Genomic DNA, 22,014 nt, shown 5'->3' on the forward strand with positions numbered 1-22,014 from the left:
GAGAGATAGCGCTATGATTCAAACCTTCAAAGCTAATGAACGTTACCATACGAACCACGGCTGGCTCGATTCCTATTTTAGCTATTCATTTGCTGATTATTATGATCCTAACAACCTGCAGTTTGGCCCGATGCGCGTGCTCAATGACGACCGGATTGACGGCGGAACAGGCTTCGGCATGCATCCCCACCGGGAGATGGAGATTGTATCGCTCGTGCTTAGCGGGCAGCTTGAGCATCGCGATAGCATGGGCAATCAAGCGGTAACATCTTGGGGCGGCATCCAACGGATGTCAGCGGGAACGGGCGTACATCATTCTGAGAAAAATCCATCGCCAAGCGAGCCTGTCGAGCTGTTGCAAATGTGGTTTTTGCCCGCAGAACGAGGGATAGAGCCTTCGTACGAGACGACGGCATTTGATCCTAGTGCGCTTAGCGGCAAGCTTGTGCCAATCGTTAGCGGCAATGCAGAACTGCAGCAGCCAGGCAAAGTGGCGAAGATTCATCAGGATATGACGATGTATCTAACGGAGCTTACTGATGGCCAGACGATTGCATTCGATCAACAAGCCGGCCGTAAACAATTCGTGTTCGTGCTTGAGGGCGGCCTGTCCATCGAAGGAGGCGGCGAGATAGCGGATCTCCATCGCCGTGATTCCGCTCGTATTGAAGGGATCACATCGCTGAAGCTGGTGGGCAGCGATACGTCGCGAGTATTAATTATTGATCTCCCATAATCTGTGGCGAAGAAGCTGCGCATTTGGAATCGGAAGGTTCCAGGGCGCAGCTCTTGCCGTTTGTGCATAGGCAATATCGAAATTGGGCTAATCATAGGTTGGTTCCTTGGACCTTGTGCAGTATAATAGGCTCAAAGGCATGCTAACCGATCGGTTAGTTTTATGCGACATCATGGCAGGATAGAGAGGTAACGAGCGGGAGATGGCGGGAGAAGACTGGGGTTTTTTTGAACGGCGTACGAATAGCGAGCATCTGCGGCTGCTTGTCAATTCTGGATATAAATCAGAATATCCGATCGTATCGTTCGATGAGCTGTTATCCGTTACCGTGAACGTCTATCGGCTGTCCCACAGCGGGAAGCGCAGAGCGGACGCCGTCGCACAGCTTGAACAGTGGGCGAGCCGACTGGAGAGGACGATGCAGCAGGCAGGGGAGCATCATTATATTGGACGGCTGCATACGGAAGCGAAGCTTGAATTTTATTATTATGTGCCTAACAGCTTCAATGATGAGGCGGTTCGGGCGTTACTTAAGAATGAGGGCGATGTTCGAGCCCAGCTTTATCGCAAGCCAGATCCGGATTGGAGCTTTTATGCGTACATGCTTCCCGACGATAGGGAGCAACTGCTTATCCACAATGCACAGATGGTATATGCATTGGCGCATCATGGCGATCAGATCAATCGCCAGCGTACTGTGTACCATTGGCTGTTGTTCCGGCGAAACGATGACCGTGCTGGCATGAAGCATACGCTGGAGCGGTTAGGCTACCACATTGAGGACGGCAAGAAAGGCGATCCAGAGCCAGATTACCCTTATCCGCTAGTTATTAGCAGGCAAGACGATGTAAGGCTCGATACGCTTAATCGGCGGGTCGAAGAACTATATGGCTTGTTGAAGGATACAGAGGGCAAATACGATGGATGGGGTTCGGCGATGAAGCTGTCGCTTGGCGCCCGCATCAAAGCGTATTGGCGGCGCCTGCTTACCGGTTCTACGGACAGCAAACGTAATGGCATGTGGAAATGATAGGCGATCGAAATACGGCACTTTATGCATGAGATAGTGATGCATGAGGTGCCGTTTTTTACATTTTCAAAATAATGACAATATTGTTATTAAGATTATATATGGTTTAAGCCGAATGGATTGCGCAACTCCATATTCATCCGTACCATAGGTTTGAATGAATGACCCAATCACATAATAGATGGTGGAGGAGAGCGAATTCATGAGCAGGTTAACGTTATGGAAAGGTGCATTAGCAGCTGTTGCCGTTATTTCGGTTATCGGAACGATTGCTGTACCTACGAGCGTGCTAGGGGCTTCGGTTTCTGAATCGGCATCGGCATCTGCTGGTGCGACCGTTATGCTCCGCGTACTGGAAACGACGGATTTACACGTCAATTTGATGAACTATGATTATTTTGCAGACAAGCCTACCGTTGAGTATGGGTTAACGAAAACAGCGACGTTGATCAAGCAAGCGCGGGCAGAGAGCCCGAATAGCTTGCTGTTCGATAACGGCGATCTTATTCAAGGCAATCCGCTTGGCGATTATGTGGCGAAGGTTGCTCCGCTAAAGAAAGGTGAAACCCATCCCGTATACAAAGCGATGAATCTGCTGGATTATGATGCGGGCAATATCGGCAATCATGAATTTAACTATGGCCTCGATTTCCTCCAAACCTCGCTTCAAGGCGCCAAATTCCCATATGTGAACGCTAATCTTTACGTTGATGACCATGACAATAACGCTGCGAATGACAAACATTATTTTACTCCTTACTTGCTGCTTGACCGTACTGTAACGGACACTGCAGGCGCCAAGCATACGATTAAGGTCGGGGTTATCGGCTTCGTGCCGCCGCAGGTCATGCAGTGGGACAAAGCGAATTTGCAGGGCAAGGTTATCGCCAAAGATATCGTGGAAACAGCCAAGAAGCTTGTGCCGGAGATGAAAGCGAAGGGCGCTGACTTGATCGTCGCACTGCCGCATTCGGGCTTTGAGGACATTCCACAGACAGAGAACATGGAGAACAGCGTACTGTATTTGAGCCAGGTTCCGGACATTAACGTGATCTTGTTCGGCCATGCGCATAAGGTGTTTCCAAGCGCTGCATTCGAAGGCAAGAAGGGTGTAGACTTGGCGAAAGGGACAATTAATGGCGTTCCTGCGGTGGAGCCAGGCTTCTGGGGAAACAATCTTGGGGTGGTTGATCTGGAACTGTCGCTTAAGGATGGCAATTGGGCGGTTCAGAACTCGAAGGTTGACGTTCGGCCGATCTATGATGCCGCTAATAAGAAAGCGTTAGTTGACGTGGACCATGAGATTGCCGATGCGGTCGAATCGGACCATAACCATACGCTTGAATATATTCGGGGACCGGTCGGAACGGCGAAAGCGCCGATCAATAGCTTCTTTGCTCTCGTGCAAGACGACCCATCGATCCAAATTGTGACGAGCGCACAGAAGTGGTACGTGGAACAGCATCTGCAAGGTACGGAGTATGAAGGGCTGCCGGTATTATCAGCTGGCGCGCCGTTTAAAGCAGGCGGGCGGCAAGGCCCAAGCTATTACACGAATATCCCGGCGGGCAAAATTGCTATAAAGAATGTAGCCGATTTGTACCTGTACTCGAATACAGTGAACGCGGTCGTGCTGACAGGAGCAGAAATTAAAGAGTGGCTGGAATGGTCGGCTGGACAATTTAATACGATTGATCCAAAAGGGACAAGCGAGCAGCCGCTCGTGAACGAAAATTTCCCGACGTATAATTTTGATGTCATCGACGGCCTGAATTATCAGATCGACGTGACGCAGCAGGCTAGATATGATGCTGGCGGGAAGCTGGTTGCGCCGAATGCGCATCGCATTCAGAACATCGCTTACAAGGGCAAACCGCTCGACCTGAAGCAAAAGTTTATCGTCGCCACAAACAATTACCGAGCTTCCTCCAGTACGCTGGCGAATCCAGACGGCAAACGAATCGTACTCGCTTCGCCAGATGAGAACCGCCAAGCGGTCATTGATTATATTAAAACGTTCAAAACGATCGATCCGGCCGCTGACGGCAACTGGTCTTTCCTTCCGATTAAGGCAAACGTGAATGTGACGTTCAAAACTTCGCCGGATGCTAAAGCGTTCGCTGCTAAGCTAGCAACAATGAAATATGTAGGCGATACGGAGGATGGCTACGCGAAGTATAAGCTGTCGTTTGAAGGTGCGTCAGGCGCTAACGTGACGGCCGTGGAACCGGGGCAAACAGCTAAGCCGGCGGCAGGCTCGGCTCCATCCCCGGCAGAAGCGGGATCGAAGCCTTCAGCAGGCACGGGAAGCACTGCGACAAGTGCAGCGCCGTCGCCAGTTGGCCAGACGCCGACCGCTAAGGATAAGGTCTACATCGTGAAGGCTGGGGACACGCTTTCCCAGATCGCTTTGCGTCATGGCACAACGTGGCAGAAGCTAGCGGATTACAATAATTTACGTAACCCGAATTTGATCTATCCTGGCCAGCGCATCAGCATCCCTGCGAATTAGCTACAGCCGGATAACGACGAGGCCTGCAATGGTGAGCGCAAAAGCGATCCATTGCAGCTTCGTAAGCCGCTCGCGATAAAGCACGATGGCTCCGAGCGCAATGACTAAGCTATTGGTAGCAAATATAGGGGCGGCAATGCTGGCCTTTCCTGTCTCAAGCGCAACGGCGTACAGCTGTAGCCCCGCATAAGAGAAAATCCCCGCAAGAAGCCCCCAACGAAAGCCGATTCGGCTTGCAACAACAGGATTAGCTGCGGAGAACGGGATGATCGCTTCCCGTTCCCTGCGGTCAAGTCCCCAGAACCAAAGCAGCGACAAGGCATAGCCAACGAATAGGACAGGGGCGCTAGCCAGCCCGAGCTGTTCCGTAACTTTTAGCCCGCCATTGCGGAAAGCAAACAGTATAATAGCGGCAATGACCAGAACGTACCATCTTCGCTCGATAACGGTCAGCCGTTCCCGCCCTCGAATGGAAACGAATACGACAGATAGGAGTAGCAGCGCAATGCCGACGGATTCGGAAGCCGATACAGGCTCGTCATATACGATGATGCCCATGCCGACAACGAGTGCAATATTCATATTGGTCAGCGGCGAGGTTAGGCTGGCAGGACCGCATTGCAGAGCTTTCATAAATAAGGCGTTGCCCCAAGCGGAGCCAGCTCCGATGATTAGCCCGCCAAGCAGCAGGCGAGGGTCAAGCAAGCTGCCAAGCGTGCCTGTCACAGCGCTGTGAATGCCGAACCCGATCGTGCCTGTCACATATAAGCCGTAAAGCAGGCCGTTCGAAGATCCGCCCTTCATTTGGCTCACCTTCATCCACCAGCCAGCTAGCCCGAACAATATCGCGCTTCCTATCGCTGTTAACCACCACATGAGCAACCATCAAACCTTTCTAAGCCGTTGCGAATGCATAATACGACTATCTATTTTAAATTCCTCGTAAAATCAACGTTTCTTCGCTACATCCTATCAGATGGCCACGCAAATGACCACATTAATTTAATCTAGCTATTTACATGTTTTATGCTGTTAAGTAAAATGCAGTGCGAAAACGAAAGTTTAATCGTGGATTGTTATTTTAATGAGATAAACTGGGTAGTAAAACAATATTTTGTTAGTGAAATATGGTCTTTCTGTGAATAAAATTAGGATTAATTCTTGTGTGGAGGCTAATCCTTGTGAAAATGAAAATTATTGTAATGGTTTTTCTATCTTTAACCTTGTTGACACCATTAACAAACGGCGGAAATGTAAGTGCAGAAAATGAATTATCGACAGAAATTGAAAAAGCAAAAATGTTTAGAGAGAAATTCGGCCTAAACAATGACAAGGATTACGTAGAGAAACTTGAAAAAGATTCAAAGTCTAAAGAAGAGTTCGGAGTCGCATTAACAGTTGAAGAAGAAAAGGAGATTTATAGACGCATTAAAATTCAAGAAGAAGATTATCCGAAAATTAAAGAAAAAATGAAAGAGTACAAAGTAAGAGGAGACATTGTTTATATCGATCAGAAAGATGGCGGAAAAATAAACATCGGATTGAAAGATTTGAATGCTTCTGCATCAAAGATCGCAATTAGTGAAATTGACAAAGAATTCAGCGGCAAAACAAAGTTTTTTCAGGCTAAATACAGCGAACAAGAGTTGGATCAATATGTAAGTGGCGTGTGGGCAAAGAAAGCAGAGATCAAGCAACAAGGCATTGGCCTAATTTCGGTATCTACTGATGTGATTAACCAGACGGTTATCGTTGGTCTAGCAGATCTTGATTCTCAAACACAACATATCTTAACATCATTGCTTCCAGAAATCCCTATTTCAATAATGAAAGTTGAAGCTCCTCAAGATACAGCAGTAAGAGGTGGTGAAAAAATAATCTCAACTTCTGGTTCGAGCTGTTCTGTAGGATTTGGTGCAAAAGATAGTTCAGGACAATATTATGTAATAACGGCAGGCCATTGCAGCCGAGACTACAATGTAACAACGGGAAAGGGAACTTACAAGTCTGGAGAAGGGTGGAATTATTCAGGCACCTACCTTGGCTTTGCAAGTTCACATTGGAGTTATTACGGTTTGTCTGATTCGATGGGAATAGCAGTTACTAGTGTGACAGTCAAAGAGATGAATCTTAATGGTGGATTAAGAACAATAACTAGCTTTCAGGATTCGGCAAACGATGTGGTTGGGCAATTAGTTTGTAAAACGGGGTATGTAACCGGGGCGACATGCGGTACATTAAAGAGCAGGAATGTAGGGTATGATATTGACGGCTCCACATTTTTTAACTTGCGCGGAGATGATACCTACTCTGATCATGGAGATAGTGGGGGAACCGTCTATTCCAACAGTATGGTGTTAGGCATTACAAAAGGGTCTGGCGGGGGTTATTCTCATGTATACTCACAAGTAGAAAATGTTGCCAAAGATTTGAATGTTACGCCAACTACATCTTAATAATTTGTACGAAACACTTAAAATGCCGAAGGGGACTCATATGAAAAATTATGCTTTTTTACTCATACTGTTATTGTGTTTCGTGACGGGATGCTCAAGTGAAAAGAACGCTTTAGAAAGTGCTGAACAACAAGAGGGTTATGTTAAAGAAATAAAAGGAAATCAATATTTAATTATCATTACTGAAGATAAAAACGCAGCATTAAGCAATACGATGGTACAATTGGCTGAAAAGGATATTCCTTCGATTTGGGTTACAGTATCTGAAGAACTTTTATCGGGGAATATTAAAGTAGGGAATAAAGTTCAATTCTCAACTAAAGGCCCTATTGACCAATCAAGTCCTGCTAAGGGGACAGCCCAAAATATTGTTGTAATCGATGAGTCCTAGCCTCCGAGAATTTGTAACACAACGGTAATGTTCCTGTTATCGTCCCATCACATTAAGGGGCTATTATAATAAACAAGACCCCCTTTTTAATATACGATTTGAGCCTTCCCTGTTGGGAAGGCTCCTTTTTTTGCCTATAACGCTGAACTACAGCCCAACGGTGATCCGTTCTTTGTTCTTGAAGTACACCCAGTGCCTAAAGCCGATTTCCTTCAGCCGCTGCTGGACGAGCTCCCAGTCATCGCCTACGCGGGATGGAACATGCGAATCTGATCCAAACGTTACATCTACGCCAAAATGGCACGCGCGCTCAAGCATGGCGTCGGAGGGGTACCAGCCGCCGACATCTTTTGTTTTGCCCGACGTATTAATTTCAATCGCTACGCCGCACTCGGCAATGACACGAAGTGCTTCATCGACAGCATCATCAGCTGCAATATCCGCGAATGCTGGATAATAGCCTTTCATGGCATCGATGTGGCCGAGTATGTGGAACAACCCCGTACGGGCGGATTGCGCAATTAGCTCGTAATAGTGACGTTTCTCATCGATCTGCTGCTCGGCATCAAGGCTTTTCCAACGGTTTCTGTTAAAAATGCTAACGCCGCGTGTCTTATGCACCGAGCCGATCAAGTAATCGAACGGATACGGGGCGTAAGCTTGCCGGTAAACCTCGATATGGTCAGGGAAATAATCGGATTCCATCCCCAGCAGGACATCAATTTTCCCTTCATACTTTGCCTTGAGCCGCAGCACCTCGTCTACGTAGTTTTTCAGCTCGCTCCGGGCCATGGCGATTTTGGGAAATGGCTGCTCGTCCTTGTGTGCAAAGAAAGGTGAGTGATCGGAGATGCCAATCGCCTGAAGGCCAGCATCAATGCCTGCTTGAATGTATTGTTCAATCGTGCCGTCAGCATGGCCACAGCGATAATGGTGGGTATGCAAATCGAATTTCATTAAATCCCCTCCTAAAACTCCTAAAACTGAACTGAACTATTCCGTACTCACGAACTGGCTTTCCGACATGCCTCGCAGATCGCTTATAAACTGTTTAATAGCCGAGTTCAAATAACGTCCTGAACGGTAAACGACACTGACCGGATGCGTGAGCTCAAGCTCGTTGACCTTGATCATGCGTAGTGTGCCCAGCTTAAGCTCATTTGCAATCGACAGCTTGGACACAACAGCGGCGCCGAGATTAATTTCAACCATCCGTTTGACCTCTTCACTGCTGGATAGCTCCATGACGATGTTCGGTTGAATTTTGTATTTCTCAAAAATTTGATCGACAAAACGCCTTCCGAACGTATCCGGGGAGAGCATGATCAGCGGGGTGTCCTTTAAAGCTTCAACGGTTGTGTGCTTTAAGTGGCTCATGGGGTGGCCAGGCGCGACGACAAGCTCATATGTATCATAATATAGGGCGGCTGTTTCGATGCTGGGGCTTTTCTCCGAAATGTAGGTGATGCCAATATCGATTGAGCCGTTTTCGACAGCTGGCGTTATTTGCGAGGAGGGCATGGAATGAATGGTTGTCTTGATCATAGGAAATTGATTCTGAAAATAAGATAAGACACGCGGCAAAATTTGAATTGCGATCGTGCTGGTTGTGCCAAGCACGATATGGCCTTGCGGGATTTGATTGAGGTCAGACAGCTTCTGTTTTAATTCTTCAACGACGCCGAGTATTTGCTCTGCATGTTCCAAGAAAACCTGTCCGCGGTCGGTCAGCGTGACGGGTTGATTACGGTCGATCAGGACCGTTTTGAACTCATCCTCTAAGCTCTTAATCTGGGCGGATACAGCAGGCTGTGTCAGGTTGAGCAGTTCTCCTGCTTTACGAAAGCTCATCGTCTTGGATATCGTAAGGAGCGTTTCAAGCTGATTGATGTTCATGAAAAGCCTCCTTGATAAGAGATATTTATCACCATAATCTCTTATTATAATTGAAAGAGCCGTCTAGGGCAAAGTGTAAGTAAACTTTACATAACCTTTAGGAGGAGTCCGTACCTGCTTGTCGAAAATGTTGTCGCAACCTGTATTTTGAGAGGTTTAGCATGATGAGGGGGTCGGACATTAGTGAGCAACAAGAAGGCGATAAGAGGGTGGCTAATGTATGATTGGGCAAACTCGGCATTCGTAACGACGATGATCGCGGCGGTTATGCCTGTTTATTATGAGAAAGTAGCGGCCAAAGGGCTCGGCGGGAATTTGCCAGAAGTATACTGGGCGAATACGGCGAGCATCGCGGCGTTAATCGTTGCAGTGCTATCGCCAATCATGGGAGCGATTGCGGATTATACCGGCTCCAAGCTGAAATTTCTAGGCTTCTTCGCTGTACTAGGCTCGATTGCGAGCTTGCTGATGGCCTTGATCGGCGAAGGGGACTGGCTGCTCGCTTCGGCTCTCGTTATTTTAGGAACGATTGGCTTCGCCGCAGGCAATACGTTCTACGATGCGCTGCTAGTCGATGTTGCCCCGCCGGATCGGCGTGACCGCATTAGCGCACAAGGATTTGCATGGGGATACTTGGGCGGTGGCGTACTGCTGGCAATCAACGTCTTGATGATTCAAAAACCGGCGCTGTTCGGGCTTCCAACCGAGGGGAATCTCAGAACGCAGATCGTCTTCTTAACGGTTGGCGTTTGGTGGCTGTTGTTCACCATTCCGATCATGCGCAATGTGAAGGAGCGGAAGCGTAACGAGGCGGTTAGCGGCACAACAATCTCTTTTACACAAGCGGTCGGAGCTTCTTTCAATCGTTTAGGGCAAACACTGCGGCATATTAAGCGATATCCAGAGCTGCTTAAATATATGATTTCGTATTGGTTTTTCAACGACGGCATTAACACGGTTATCGTGATGGCGACGATCTATGGCAGCGGCATCGGGATCGAGATGAACAACCTGATCGTCGCGCTGCTGATTACGCAGTTAATCGGATTTCCAAGCACGCTGCTATTTGGGAGGTTTGCGGAGAAGCTTGGCGCGAAGAAGGCGCTATACACCTCATTGGCGATTTATATCGTAATTGTGACGTTAGGCTTCTTTATGGAAAATGCTACGCACTTCTACATTCTCGCGACAATGGTTGGGCTTGTGCAGGGCGGGAGCCAGGCGATTGCGCGTTCGATCTATGCCGACATGGTGCCGCCGGCACGGACGGCAGAGTTTTTCGGCTTCCTAACGATCTCAAGCAAATTTTCTTCTGTGGCAGGGCCTTTCGTGTTTGCCATTGTGGCAGGCAATACGGATTCGAGCCGTATAGGCATTCTGTCGCTAATCGCGTTCTTTATTATAGGCATTGCATTGCTCCGGTTCGTTAATCTGGATAAGGGCAAGCGTGAAGCGCTAGCTGGGGATGATGGGGGAGCGGCATAGTCCGCGGCATAAGAAAGGCGGAGAGCTGTTCGGCATTAGCCGAATGCTCCCCGCCTTATTCGTTATAGCCAATCTTTCTTGCGGAAGATGTAGAACATGCCCAGTCCCAGAAAAATCATAAACCCGAGCAAAATATACGACCCGTTGTGCATATGCAAACCTGGGATGAAATCAAAGTTCATTCCGTATACACCAGTCACAAACGTAAGGGGCATGAAGATTGTCGTTAATGCGGTGAATACACGCATGATTTCGTTGGCGCGGTTCGATAGGCTGGACTGGTAAGCCTCGCGCAAGTTGCTCATGAGATCGCGGTACGTATCGAAGGTCTCAGAAATTTTGACCGCGTTCTCGTATATATCGCTGAAGTACTTCTGGAGCTGGTCGTCGATCAGCTTTAAGTCCTTCTTATTTAGAGTCGCGATAACCTCGCGCTGCGGGCCAAGCACCTTCTTGAGCCATAAAATTTCGCTTCGCAAGCCAATAATTTCATTCAAGTGCGTCTTCTTCGTATGCATGAGGATGTCTTCCTCAAGATTGTCGATCCGAACCTCGATCCGGTCACCGACGAAGAAGTAGTTGTCGACGACAAGGTCGACTAGATGGTATAAGAAACGGTCAGGCTTATCAACCTCTTGCTCCCACAGCACAGGCTTAAGGGAACGAAGCTCGTTGATCTTTTGTTTCGTTACGGTAATGATGAAATGCCGTCCTAGAAAAATGTTCAATGCCCGCATGAAAATTTCTTCGTCATCGAATCGAATGCTGTTTATAACGATAAAATAATGCCCGTCATGAATTTCGATCTTAGGGCGCTGCTCCTCTTCGCTTAAGCAGTCCTCTACAGCGAGGTCATGCAAGTTGAACAAGGGCTGCAGTACGATCAGGTCTTCTAAATCGGCGTCAATCCAATAAAAGCCGTTGGCTGGTGGAATGAGCACATCCTGAATTTCTTCAGTCGGGGTGAATATGCCGTTGTGGACGTGGCGGATTTTCATGCCGCGTTCGCTCCTCTCGTCAAGTCGTCCGATGCCGGACGGCCATGACAAACGAAAGCCGCGTATGCCGCTGCGCCGGTAACGTCACTTAATGGTTAGCCCAGTGGGCTGGACCTTTCAAGTGAAGTCGCATGGCAGACAGATACGGGCGCCGTATGACCGTCGGAATCGCTATGCGCGAATCATTCGTCTGATTAGGACTAGACCCATCGCCTTCCATGCCGCTACCCCCTTCGTGAATGTCAGATTCTTCTCCAAATGAAACGTACTGTACCGCTGAATTGCACGGGTTCAGCCAATTCACCTTGTTTAGTATACTCCTGCATGGTAAGACGTACAAGAGGCATTGCAACAAGGTTTTTGGAACCAAACAGGCCAAGGTGAAAGCTGTCGATTGCCGTAGCATATGCGGACGTGGGCGACGCGGTTCGACATCCATTTATTCGGGTGAATTTCCAGCTTGACGCGTAACGAAGAATAACCTATAGTATAGACTAGATTAGTGTTCTGCCATACAAGTGCAGCATTCGACTAACCCCTAACAATTAAATATCGATCTTTCTTATCAAGAGCAGGCGGAGGGACTAGCCCGATGAAGCCCGGCAACCGGCATTAAGCACGGTGCTAATTCTTGCGGATCAGATGGTTTCCATCAGGTCTGGGAGATGAGAGAGTCATTATGGATACCATAAGACCCCTCTCATTTGACGAGCGGGTCTTTTTTGTTATTATCCGCTTTTGGTGATGTGCAAGCTTGGCGGAAGAGAATACTTACACAATGCAGGACAAAAGGAGTGATCGTACATGCCGATCAAAGTACCGGACAGTTTGCCGGCAAGAGAAGTTTTAGCCAATGAGAACATCTTTGTCATGGATGAGAGCGTAGCTTACCACCAGGATATTCGCCCGCTGCGCATTGCTATTCTGAATCTGATGCCAACGAAGGAAACGACGGAAACGCAATTGCTCCGTTTGATTGGCAATACGCCGCTACAGATCGAAGTTGTGCTGCTGCACCCGGCAACCCATACGTCGAAGAATACGTCGGCGGACCATCTGGAAATGTTCTATAAAACATTCGAAGAAATTAAAGACCAATGGTATGACGGTTTAATTATTACCGGTGCGCCGGTTGAGCATATGCCGTTCGAAGAGGTCAATTATTGGGAAGAATTGCAGCGCATCATGGAATGGTCGACACGCCGCGTTACTTCGACCCTGCATATTTGTTGGGCTTCGCAGGCAGGCTTGTACCACCATTACGGCGTTCCCAAACATGACATGGACAACAAAATATTCGGCGTATTCCCGCATACGATCGAGAAACAGAACGTGCCACTGCTTCGCGGCTTCGATGAGTGGTTCCATGTTCCGCAATCACGCCATACAGAAGTTCGCCGCGAAGATATTGAGAAGGTTGCCGAGCTGGACATTTTGTCGGAGTCTGAAGAATCGGGCATTTATATTGTAGCCTCCAAGGACGGCAAGCAAGTATTCGTCTCGGGCCACTCTGAATATGATCCGCTATCGCTGAAGTGGGAGTATGACCGCGACAAGGCCAAAGGGCTTCCAATTGATGTGCCGCGCAACTATTTTCCAAATGATGATCCGTCGCGCGAGCCGCGTTCGTCATGGCGCGCACATGCGAACCTGCTGTTCTCGAACTGGCTGAACTACTATGTATACCAACAGACGCCGTATGATATGGGCGCATATATTTAATCAACTATTCAACCTTCTATATAAAAGGAGATCCCGTTAATGAAAATCGAAAGCCGCTTGGCACAAATAGGCTCCACCAAAGAACCGAAGACAGGAGCAGTCAGCTTCCCTATTTATAACTCGACAGCTTTCCGCCATCCGAAGCTTGGCGAAAGCACGGGCTTTGACTACTCGCGTACGAAAAATCCGACACGTTCGGTGCTGGAGGAAGCAGTGGCGGAACTAGAGTCTGGCGATGCAGCATTCGCATGCAGTACGGGAATGGCGGCGCTGCAGACCGTATTCTCGCTCTTTGGCCAAGGCGATCATCTGATCGTTTCCCTTGACCTTTATGGCGGAACGTACCGCTTGCTGGAACGAATCATGTCGAGGTTCGGTGTTACAGCTTCCTATGTGGATACGAATGATTTGGATGGCATTAGCGAGTTGTGTACGCCGCAAACGAAGGCTGTTCTTATTGAAACGCCAACCAACCCACTCATGATGATTACGGATATCGAGCGCGTTAGCGCTTGGGCGAAATCGAAAGGCCTGCTCACCATCGTGGACAACACGCTGCTCACGCCGTTCTTCCAACGCCCAATCGAGTTAGGTGCAGACATCGTCGTGCACAGCGCGACCAAATACCTCGGCGGCCATAACGATGTGCTTGCGGGGCTGATCATTACGAAAGGCAAAGAGCTGTCGGAGGAAATGGCATTCCTGCATAACTCCATCGGCGCGGTGCTTGGGCCGCAGGACTCTTGGCTGTTAATGCGCGGCATGAAGACGCTGGCGCTGCGCATGGAGCGCCACCAGTATAACGCAACGCGTGTTTCGGAATATCTGATGTCCCATGAGGCTGTCGAGGAAGTGTTCTATCCTGCGTTGCCACACCATCCAGGGCATGACGTGCAAAGCCGCCAATCTTCCGGTAATACAGGAATCTTCTCGTTTAAGCTGAAGGATGCGCGTTATGTTGAGCCGATTTTGCGCCACGTTCAGTTAATCGCATTCGCAGAGAGCCTTGGCGGCGTTGAATCGCTCATGACGTATCCAGCGGTACAGACGCATGCGGATATCCCGCTTGAAATTCGCCAGAAGATCGGCGTTGACGATCGGTTGCTTCGTTTCTCCGTCGGCATCGAGCATTCGGATGACCTGATTGCCGATCTTGAGCAGGCGCTTGCGGCAGCGAAGCGCGAAATCGAGGAGGCATAATTGCATGGGCATCAAGTACGATTTTGATAAAGTCATCAATCGCTACGGTACAGCATCGTACAAGTGGGATCAGTCGGAGAAGCTGTTTGGACGGGCCGATCTGCTTCCGCTGTGGGTGGCAGATATGGACTTTGAGCCGCCGCATGAGGTTGTAGAGGCGATCAAAGAGCGCGCGAATCAAGGGATCTATGGCTATACGATTCGGACGAAGGGGTATCATGAAGCTGTGGAAGGCTGGCTGGAACGCAGGCATGGCTGGAAGATCCAGCATGACTGGATTTCATCGAGCCCGGGTGTCGTTCCGGCGCTCAGCCTTGTCGTACAAGCTTTCACGAAGCCGGGGGACGGCGTTATTCTGCAATCGCCTGTTTACTATCCGTTCTATGACGTCATTCGCATGAATGACCGCGTGGTCGTCGATAATCCGTTAGTGCTTAAAGATGGGCGTTACGAGATGGATTTCGGCTTGCTGGAGCAGCAAGCTGCAGCGGGAGCTAAGCTGTTGCTGCTATGTACGCCGCATAATCCGGGCGGACGCGTCTGGACGCGCGAGGAGCTGGAGCGGGTTGCAGAAATTTGCATCAAACATGATGTGCTCGTTATCGCCGATGAGATTCACCATGATCTCGTTTTCAGTGGGCATAAGCATACGCCGTTTGCAACGCTCTCTGAAGAGATCGCCCAGCAGACGATTACGTGTATCGCAACAAGCAAGACGTTTAATCTGGCTGGCTTACAGGCAGCAACGGTTATTATTCCGAATGACAGGATTCGCAATAAGTACAATCATTTGCTCAAGACGTTATCCATACATATGGAAAGCTACTTTGGCCTAACGGCGGTGGAGTCGGCTTATAATCACGGTGACGAGTGGCTGGATCAGCTGATTCCTTATCTGGAGGAGAACGTGAACGTCGTGCTCTCGTTCGTGCAGGATCGCCTGCCACAGATTAAGGCGATGAAGCCGGATGGCACGTATATGGTATGGCTGGATTGCCGCGCTATATCGGAGGATCCGCAAGAGCTGAAGAAGCTGATGTTTGAAAAAGCGGGCGTCGCCTTCAGCGAAGGCTCCGTATTCGGCAAGCAAGGCGCAGGATACCTGCGCATTAACGTCGCGTGCCCAAGGTCGATTCTGGCCGAGGCGCTGGAGCGGTTCGCCGAGGCCGTTCAAGCTGTTCGCCAATAGGAAGCGTTGCGGAAACGAGCCAGATTTGGCTCGTTTTGCCGTGGCAGTCACATTTCTGTCGGGTGACTGCCGCGGTCTTTTTGTGATAGGATAAGATGATGGACATTACCACGACCGGATTATAGCGTACATGTTTTTATAAGGCGCGATCCTTAAGGAGGGCTTCAGGATGCATACTGTAGATTCCGTATTGGAAAAGGCGCTTCGCGGCGAGCGAATTAGCCTCGAAGAGTGCGTCGTGCTTCTTGAATCAGACGAAATTGAAAAAATGGGGCAGGTTGCAAACCAAATCATGCTCCGTAAGCATCCGGAACCGATTACGACGTTCGTTGTCGGCCGGAATGTTAACTATACGAATGTGTGCGACGTATATTGCCGATTCTGTGCATTTTACCGTGCGCCAGGCTCGAAGGAAGGGTATGTTCTTCCTAACGAGACAATTATGCAGAAAATCCAAGAAACCGTTGATGTAGGCGGTACGGAGATTCTGATGCAGGGCGGAACGAACCCGGATTTGCCGTTCTCGTATTACACGGATGTGCTGCGTGAGATTAAACAGCGCTTCCCACAAATTACGATGCATTCCTTCTCGCCAGCCGAGATCATGAAGATGAAGGAAGTGTCGGACGGGTTGTCGCTCGACGAGGTTATCCGCCAAATTCATGAAGCGGGCCTCGACTCGTTGCCAGGCGGCGGCGCAGAAATTCTAGACGACCGGACACGCCGTAAAGTGAGCAAGCTCAAAGGCTCTTGGACGGACTGGATGGATGTCATGAAGTCCGCGCATAAGCACGGCATGAATACGACGGCTACGATGGTGTACGGCTTTGGCGAAACGATGGAGGAGCGTGCGCTTCACCTGCTCCGTGTGCGGGATGCGCAGGATGAGTGCATCGCGAACAACTATGATTCCAAAGGCTTCTTGGCCTTTATTTCATGGCCGCTTCAGCCGGACAATACGAATATGCGCGTTGAGAAGTCGAAGCCAGAGGAATATTTGAAAATGGTTGCGGTCAGCCGCATTTTCCTCGATAACATCGACAACTTGCAATCCTCTTGGGTAACGATGGGACCGGAATACGGCAAGCTGTCGCTTCAATACGGCTGCAACGACTTCGGCAGCACGATGATGGAAGAAAATGTCGTTTCGGCCGCAGGCACGACGCATAAGGTCAACATCGAGCTGACGCTGCGCCTTATTCGCGAAGCTGGCAAGATTCCAGCGCAGCGCAATACGAAGTACGAAATTATGAAAGTGTACGAAGAGAACGAGGAAGCACAAGTCGATTTTGTCATGCAGAACTAATGGATTTATATTGCCAATAAGGGGGTGTCCCAAAAGCCGCAATGGCTGGGTGGGGACACCCCCTGTTTTTGTGCTGCAATGGTAGGCGTTGTGTTTGAGTGCGGAGTGTGTGGCGTTGCTGTGTTAAGGCAACGTTGGTGTGTGCGGGTTCTGTTGTACGTCTTATTTAAGATGGCGTTGGTGCATAATGCAGCCGCAGCCTGCTCTCATTGCAGTTTGTACAATAGAATCAACGCGAATGCGGAAGTGAGGTGGTGTCATTGCATATCGTGCAATGGAAAAGGCAGCTTTCAATGATTTGGGCACATCTTGCCTCTTCAAGACCGTATCCCATTGCATGAACTGCAGTGGGAGCGTCCCGTGCAGGCTGCTCCTGCTTTTTTTGTTGTACAGAATGCAATTGCATGGCAATAAGCTAAAAGAAAGAACCCGGACCTGCTGGACCGCATCAGGTCCTTCTATGAAAAGAAGCAGCCCTCCTTGGTTTTAATAAGGAAGGGCTGCTTTTGATTTTGCGCTACGCGCTCGTAGAAGCGGATTCGGCATTTCCGCTCTGTGGGTCGATGTCATCAGCCAATACGATGCGGTTTTTGCCTGATTTTTTAGCCATGTACAAGGCTTCGTCGGTTCTGGCGAAAAACACTTCTTTTCCTTCCCAAGGGCGATAACGCGAGAAGCCGATGCTGATCGTAACTTTTTTGCCATCCAACAGGTCATGGGTTTCGGCAGCGATTTTGACACGGAGCTTCTCAAGAAGCGCTAACGATTGCTCGGGCATCTTGTCTGTCAGAAGAATGGCGAATTCTTCGCCGCCATACCTTGCAGCAACATCATTAGCGCCGGAAACGGTACGAATAATTTCAGACACTCTTCGTAAGATCGCATCGCCGGCACGATGTCCGTACTGGTCATTGACGAGCTTGAAGTTGTCGATATCGATAAGGGCAAGCTGCAACGACAGGTCGTTCGCTTCATGCTGTACGATTAGATGCTCAAGATATTCATGGAACGTAATGTGATTGTACAGCTCGGTCAATGCATCTGTTTTGATCAGCTTATCCATAAGTACGGTTTTGACCAGCAGGTCTTGGTTTGTAAGGTGGATTTTCGTTGAATATTGGATGAGCGCTTGCCCTCTTCGTATCGTTGCCCATGAGATGAAGGCGACGAAAGCGAAAATGATCGTTGTGCCAATCTGCTCATGCGCTGGTTTAGCTGTAAAGGCAAATAACTCGGTTCCTGCCCAATAATAGAGTTGAAGCGGCAATAATGCGGTAATTGCGCCAAAGAAAAGCTTACGCGTATCCAGATAATAAATGGTAAGCACGATTGGGAGAAGCAGCAGAAAGCATAAGTAGTCTGTATCGTAGCTGAATAGGTAGACAGAGGCTAGAAGTGATGAACAAATAATCATTACATAGTCATGTAAGCTTTTGTCCATTCGTTTCAAAGAAAAGTGCGAAATTAACATAATGAAGAGCTGAAGGGCGGTTGGCATTAGAATGTCGAATCGAGCTGTAAAGGCCCAATAAGCGAGCTCAATGAGCAGCGATACCGTCACAAAAGTCCAAAAGCCTAGCAATAATCGTCGATTCCATCTCTCGCGTGCTTCGATCAAGGATTCTAAATCCATGCGAGTCATTCACCACCAGAAAACTTTCATAATACGTTCCAATATATCATGATTCGACCGCCGTTTAAATACCTTTCCAACAGTCCCAGACGGTTCATCGTATATACGCGGGCTGGCGGCATATACTTTTAAAGAAGGAAAGGGGTGAGCGCATGGAGCTTTTTTCCATATCCTTGCACGACGCTGAACAAAGTCAGCGAATCAAACTATATGAACTGTTAGTTCGGGAGTACACGCAGTTACATAATATCCCCGCCGTGTCGCGGCTCGAATGGAAGTCGGGGATGGATCGGCTGATTGGCTGGATCGATAAGCAGCCTGAATTCCGGTTAACCCAGCATGGTGCAGCGTTGTATCAAAGCACAGCCTTGGCCATCGCAGAGTATATTGTTTCTGAATTGGAGCCATTGTTGCTCTCGTCAATCGTCCGCAAGCAATATCGGATTGAGCGTCCGGAGGAATTGGACACAATCGTTCGTTTCTGCTCCGAGATGCTCGGCTCGGTCCCTGTTTCGCTCCCAGACCGAGATGCTTTTAGCGAGGTGGACCGCAAGAGAAGAAGGCAGAAAGTAGCGGATGAGCTGGAACTGTATCTACAGGAACATACGGAGCTTCACCTGACGGGTTTTGTCACGTTCCGGTTGCAAGCCTACTGGAATGAACTGCGGGATGCAGCGGAGTATGCGGTCGATGAATTCGTGATGGATAAACAATACCAGGAGTTTATTTCGCTGCTGAAATATTTTGTCGACCTGCAGGATCCCAAGCTGCCGCTCGTCCATCTCGTCCATAAATCCGGGCATGAATTTATGGTGTGCGATGAACGGCTGCAGCCGCTCGAACATAAGCCTGTCGACCGGATCGTTGCAGAGATGGTTGAGTATGAGATGAATGTGGAGGATATGGTGATAAGTACGCTTGTGACGATCTCGCCTAAGCAGATTATCATTCATACGAGGCAGCCGGAGCTTCAAATCATTCGGACGATTGAATCGATCTTCGGGCTTCGCGTAAGCGTATGCGTCGGCTGTGGATCATGCCATTCGTCATTCGAAAATCGAGTGTAGAATGGGTGGCAGTGGCCATATTGACCATGTGTGATCGCTTAGGTATAATAAAGCGAACACAATTGTTAACAATGGAACAGCGTTGACGAAGACAATGATTTGCCGACGATGCACGGTACAGAGAGAGAAGCCAAGGCTGCAAGCTTCTTCCGGGGCAACGGTGAATATACCCCTTTGTAGCTTTGCGGTTGAACCTGAGTTTGAATGGTGAGCATTCGCTTAGTTGTAAGCCGTAACGGATCATTCCCGTTACCGAATGTCATGAGGTTCGCGTTTCCAGCTCGTCAGCAGCTGGCTATATAGCGCGTACGAATGAGGGTGGAACCACGAGTATACAAGCACTCGTCCCTTTGCGGGGATGCGTGCTTTTTTGTTGTTTTCGGGCATCCTCGCTAAACTTGTTTGACCTTAATCATAATAGAGGCAGAGGAGAATGAACCATGGCGATTCAAGTCACGCTTCCGGACGGCGCAGTCCGGGAATATGAGTCAGGCGCAACGATTGATGATGTTGCTGGCTCGATTAGCAAAGGGCTTCAAAAAAATGCAGTAGCAGGAAAAATTGACGGTAAAGTTGTCGATATTTATACGCCGATTGAGGCAGATGCTAAAGTTGAGATCGTAACACTGGACTCCGCGGATGGATTGGAAGTGTACCGCCACAGTACGGCTCACTTGATGGCACAAGCCATTAAACGCTTGTATGGCAATACTGCGGTTAAGCTTGGCATCGGGCCAGTTATCGAAGATGGCTTCTACTATGATATTGATTTGGAACAATCGTTAACGCCAGAAGATCTGGTGAAAATCGAGAAAGAAATGGCAAAGATCGTCAAAGAAGACTTGCCAATCCGCCGCCGCGTCATTGGGCGCGAAGAAGCGATTGCAACGTTTACAGAGCTGGGCGATCCGCTGAAGCTGGAGCTAATCCGTGATCTGCCAGAGAACGTCGAGCTAACGATCTATGATCAAGGCGAGTTCTTCGACTTGTGCCGCGGTCCTCATCTTCCGTCGACGGGACGCATTAAAGCGTTTAAGCTATTGAGCATCGCGGGCGCTTACTGGCGCGGCGATTCCAAGAACAAAATGCTGCAACGGATTTACGGAACAGCTTTCCCTAAGCAAGCGCAATTAGATGAGCATCTTCATTTCCTCGAAGAGGCGAAGAAGCGGGATCACCGTAAACTGGGCCGTGAGCTGAAGATGTTCACGTTCTCCCGTGAAGTTGGCCAAGGCTTGCCGCTGTGGCTCCCGAACGGTGCGCGCGTTCGCCGTACAATGGAACGTTATATCGTTGACCTTGAAGAACGTCTGGGCTATTCCCATGTTTACACGCCGGTTCTCGCGAACGTTGAGCTTTACAAAATCTCCGGACACTGGGAGCACTATTCGGAAGATATGTTCCCTCCAATGGCGCTCGATAACGAAGAGCTTGTTCTTCGCCCGATGAACTGCCCGCATCATATGATGGTATACAAAAGCGACATGCGCAGCTATCGCGATCTGCCGATCCGCGTAGCAGAGCTTGGCACGATGCACCGCTACGAAATGTCCGGCGCACTGACGGGCCTCCATCGCGTGCGTGCGATGACGCTGAACGATGCACACATTTTCTGCCGCCCGGATCAGATCAAAGAAGAGTTTGCACGCGTCATTAACTTGATTCGCCAAGTGTATGCAGACTTTGGCATCAAGGAATACCGGTTCCGCTTGTCGTACCGCGATCCTCAGGATACGGAGAAGTATTTCCCAGACGACAACATGTGGGAAATGTCGCAGCGCATGCTTCGCGAAGTAGTCGAAGAGCTTGAGCTGCCATTCTTCGAAGCGGAAGGCGAAGCGGCGTTCTACGGCCCGAAACTGGACGTGCAGATCAAAACAGCGCTTGGCAAAGAAGAGACGCTTTCGACGGCACAGCTCGACTTCTTGTTGCCTGAACGGTTCGAGCTTGAATATGTCGGCGACGATGGCAAGAAGCATCGCCCGGTCGTTATCCACCGCGGCATCATCAGTACAATGGAGCGCATGACGGCTTACTTGCTTGAGAACTTCGCAGGGGCATTGCCGCTGTGGCTGTCCCCGATGCATGCTCGCGTTATTCCGGTATCGTCCGCATACGACGGCTATGCACGCGAAGTGGAAGAAAAGCTGATGGCTGCAGGCGTTCGCGCAGAATCGGATTTGCGTAACGAGAAGCTTGGCTACAAAATCCGTGAAGCACAGCTTGAGAAGCTGCCTTACATGCTCATCGTAGGTGACAACGAGGCCCAAGCTGGCACGGTGTCGGTCCGCAAACGCGGTGAAGGCGACATTGGAGCGAAAGAAGTGAGCGAGCTGATTGCTTTGCTTGCGGGAGAAATCGCAGCCAAGACGGTCTAGGTAACCAGCCAGGTT

18 protein-coding genes and 1 riboswitch are annotated in these 22,014 nt (G+C 49.3%); of the genes, 12 read left to right on the forward strand and 6 right to left on the reverse strand.

Features of this window, described 5'->3' with window-relative positions; translation table 11 throughout:
• Positions 1-13: 13 nt before the first annotated feature.
• From GON22_RS01730 to GON22_RS01740, 3 genes are all read left to right on the forward strand, one after another.
• Positions 14-736 carry a pirin family protein gene (locus tag GON22_RS01730; RefSeq protein WP_160394408.1) on the forward strand — a complete coding sequence of 241 codons (723 nt, stop codon included), beginning with the start codon at positions 14-16 and terminating at the stop codon, positions 734-736.
• 202 nt (positions 737-938) lie between these two features.
• Entirely contained in the window at positions 939-1,766 is an 828-nt protein-coding gene (locus GON22_RS01735; RefSeq protein ID WP_160394409.1) for a DUF695 domain-containing protein, read from the forward strand.
• A gap of 202 nt (positions 1,767-1,968) precedes the next feature.
• Complete coding sequence (locus GON22_RS01740) at positions 1,969-4,278, forward strand: bifunctional 2',3'-cyclic-nucleotide 2'-phosphodiesterase/3'-nucleotidase (protein WP_160394410.1); 2,310 nt, start codon at positions 1,969-1,971, stop codon at positions 4,276-4,278.
• Here the strand turns inward: GON22_RS01740 and GON22_RS01745 are convergent, their stop codons facing one another.
• Positions 4,279-5,154, reverse strand: a complete 876-nt coding sequence (locus tag GON22_RS01745) for an EamA family transporter (protein ID WP_160394411.1) — start codon at positions 5,152-5,154, stop codon at positions 4,279-4,281.
• 305 nt (positions 5,155-5,459) lie between these two features.
• On the opposite strand from GON22_RS01745, the gene GON22_RS01750 reads away from it, so the two are divergent.
• Both GON22_RS01750 and GON22_RS01755 read left to right on the forward strand, forming a co-directional pair.
• Entirely contained in the window at positions 5,460-6,734 is a 1,275-nt protein-coding gene (locus GON22_RS01750; protein WP_160394412.1) for a trypsin-like serine protease, read from the forward strand.
• A gap of 40 nt (positions 6,735-6,774) precedes the next feature.
• The gene (locus tag GON22_RS01755; protein ID WP_160394413.1) at positions 6,775-7,125 is read left to right on the forward strand and encodes a DUF3221 domain-containing protein; all 351 of its coding nucleotides are present in this window, start codon (positions 6,775-6,777) and stop codon (positions 7,123-7,125) included.
• Between the two features lie 147 nt (positions 7,126-7,272).
• Here the strand turns inward: GON22_RS01755 and GON22_RS01760 are convergent, their stop codons facing one another.
• Positions 7,273-8,082, reverse strand: coding sequence for a histidinol-phosphatase (locus GON22_RS01760; protein WP_160394414.1), 810 nt, complete (start codon positions 8,080-8,082; stop codon positions 7,273-7,275).
• A gap of 36 nt (positions 8,083-8,118) precedes the next feature.
• Positions 8,119-9,021, reverse strand: coding sequence for a LysR family transcriptional regulator (locus tag GON22_RS01765; RefSeq protein ID WP_160394415.1), 903 nt, complete (start codon positions 9,019-9,021; stop codon positions 8,119-8,121).
• 183 nt (positions 9,022-9,204) lie between these two features.
• On the opposite strand from GON22_RS01765, the gene GON22_RS01770 reads away from it, so the two are divergent.
• Entirely contained in the window at positions 9,205-10,506 is a 1,302-nt protein-coding gene (locus GON22_RS01770; RefSeq protein WP_160394416.1) for an MFS transporter, read from the forward strand.
• A 62-nt stretch (positions 10,507-10,568) separates the two neighbouring features.
• Here the strand turns inward: GON22_RS01770 and corA are convergent, their stop codons facing one another.
• Both corA and GON22_RS26380 read right to left on the reverse strand, forming a co-directional pair.
• Positions 10,569-11,504: a magnesium/cobalt transporter CorA gene (corA, locus tag GON22_RS01775; protein ID WP_160394417.1), complete on the reverse strand. Its 936-nt coding sequence runs from the start codon at positions 11,502-11,504 to the stop codon at positions 10,569-10,571.
• 88 nt (positions 11,505-11,592) lie between these two features.
• The gene (locus tag GON22_RS26380) at positions 11,593-11,724 is read right to left on the reverse strand and encodes a hypothetical protein (RefSeq protein ID WP_272898760.1); all 132 of its coding nucleotides are present in this window, start codon (positions 11,722-11,724) and stop codon (positions 11,593-11,595) included.
• Between the two features lie 339 nt (positions 11,725-12,063).
• A riboswitch (SAM riboswitch) is annotated at positions 12,064-12,176 on the forward strand.
• Between the two features lie 132 nt (positions 12,177-12,308).
• Between GON22_RS26380 and metA the strand changes: the two genes are divergently transcribed.
• The 4 genes from metA to mqnC all read left to right on the forward strand — a co-directional run bounded on the left by metA (position 12,309) and on the right by mqnC (position 16,921).
• Entirely contained in the window at positions 12,309-13,226 is a 918-nt protein-coding gene (metA, locus tag GON22_RS01780) for a homoserine O-acetyltransferase MetA (RefSeq protein WP_160394418.1), read from the forward strand.
• Between the two features lie 39 nt (positions 13,227-13,265).
• Positions 13,266-14,426: a PLP-dependent transferase gene (locus GON22_RS01785; RefSeq protein ID WP_160394419.1), complete on the forward strand. Its 1,161-nt coding sequence runs from the start codon at positions 13,266-13,268 to the stop codon at positions 14,424-14,426.
• Between the two features lie 4 nt (positions 14,427-14,430).
• Positions 14,431-15,615, forward strand: coding sequence for a MalY/PatB family protein (locus tag GON22_RS01790; protein ID WP_202113040.1), 1,185 nt, complete (start codon positions 14,431-14,433; stop codon positions 15,613-15,615).
• A 169-nt stretch (positions 15,616-15,784) separates the two neighbouring features.
• Entirely contained in the window at positions 15,785-16,921 is a 1,137-nt protein-coding gene (gene mqnC, locus GON22_RS01795; protein ID WP_160394420.1) for a cyclic dehypoxanthinyl futalosine synthase, read from the forward strand.
• 517 nt (positions 16,922-17,438) lie between these two features.
• Here mqnC and GON22_RS01800 read toward each other — a convergent pair.
• Positions 17,439-18,554, reverse strand: coding sequence for a GGDEF domain-containing protein (locus GON22_RS01800; RefSeq protein ID WP_160394421.1), 1,116 nt, complete (start codon positions 18,552-18,554; stop codon positions 17,439-17,441).
• A gap of 152 nt (positions 18,555-18,706) precedes the next feature.
• Between GON22_RS01800 and ytxC the strand changes: the two genes are divergently transcribed.
• On the forward strand, positions 18,707-19,621 hold the full coding sequence (gene ytxC / locus GON22_RS01805; protein ID WP_237178954.1) for a putative sporulation protein YtxC: 915 nt from the start codon (positions 18,707-18,709) through the stop codon (positions 19,619-19,621).
• Positions 19,622-20,061: 440 nt separating this feature from the next.
• Positions 20,062-21,999, forward strand: a complete 1,938-nt coding sequence (thrS, locus tag GON22_RS01810; protein WP_160394423.1) for a threonine--tRNA ligase — start codon at positions 20,062-20,064, stop codon at positions 21,997-21,999.
• The last annotated feature ends 15 nt before the right edge of the window (positions 22,000-22,014 follow it).

Origin of the sequence: Paenibacillus sp. MMS18-CY102 (genome assembly GCF_009789195.1) — a bacterium.
GTDB lineage: Bacteria > Bacillota > Bacilli > Paenibacillales > Paenibacillaceae > Paenibacillus_T.

What these genes read in the sequence shown, in the direction of transcription:
- GON22_RS01745 (WP_160394411.1), bottom strand. Translation starts at nt 5,154, where the DNA reads ATGTGGTGGTTAACAGCGATAGGAAGCGCGATATTGTTCGGGCTAGCT.
- GON22_RS01755 (WP_160394413.1), top strand. Translation starts at nt 6,775, where the DNA reads ATGAAAAATTATGCTTTTTTACTCATACTGTTATTGTGTTTCGTGACG.
- GON22_RS01760 (WP_160394414.1), bottom strand. Translation starts at nt 8,082, where the DNA reads ATGAAATTCGATTTGCATACCCACCATTATCGCTGTGGCCATGCTGAC.
- GON22_RS01730 (WP_160394408.1), top strand. Translation starts at nt 14, where the DNA reads ATGATTCAAACCTTCAAAGCTAATGAACGTTACCATACGAACCACGGC.
- ytxC (WP_237178954.1), top strand. Translation starts at nt 18,707, where the DNA reads ATGGAGCTTTTTTCCATATCCTTGCACGACGCTGAACAAAGTCAGCGA.
- GON22_RS01800 (WP_160394421.1), bottom strand. Translation starts at nt 18,554, where the DNA reads ATGGATTTAGAATCCTTGATCGAAGCACGCGAGAGATGGAATCGACGA.
- GON22_RS01785 (WP_160394419.1), top strand. Translation starts at nt 13,266, where the DNA reads ATGAAAATCGAAAGCCGCTTGGCACAAATAGGCTCCACCAAAGAACCG.
- GON22_RS01735 (WP_160394409.1), top strand. Translation starts at nt 939, where the DNA reads ATGGCGGGAGAAGACTGGGGTTTTTTTGAACGGCGTACGAATAGCGAG.
- GON22_RS01765 (WP_160394415.1), bottom strand. Translation starts at nt 9,021, where the DNA reads ATGAACATCAATCAGCTTGAAACGCTCCTTACGATATCCAAGACGATG.
- mqnC (WP_160394420.1), top strand. Translation starts at nt 15,785, where the DNA reads ATGCATACTGTAGATTCCGTATTGGAAAAGGCGCTTCGCGGCGAGCGA.
- thrS (WP_160394423.1), top strand. Translation starts at nt 20,062, where the DNA reads ATGGCGATTCAAGTCACGCTTCCGGACGGCGCAGTCCGGGAATATGAG.
- corA (WP_160394417.1), bottom strand. Translation starts at nt 11,504, where the DNA reads ATGAAAATCCGCCACGTCCACAACGGCATATTCACCCCGACTGAAGAA.
- metA (WP_160394418.1), top strand. Translation starts at nt 12,309, where the DNA reads ATGCCGATCAAAGTACCGGACAGTTTGCCGGCAAGAGAAGTTTTAGCC.
- GON22_RS01790 (WP_202113040.1), top strand. Translation starts at nt 14,431, where the DNA reads ATGGGCATCAAGTACGATTTTGATAAAGTCATCAATCGCTACGGTACA.
- GON22_RS01740 (WP_160394410.1), top strand. Translation starts at nt 1,969, where the DNA reads ATGAGCAGGTTAACGTTATGGAAAGGTGCATTAGCAGCTGTTGCCGTT.
- GON22_RS26380 (WP_272898760.1), bottom strand. Translation starts at nt 11,724, where the DNA reads ATGGAAGGCGATGGGTCTAGTCCTAATCAGACGAATGATTCGCGCATA.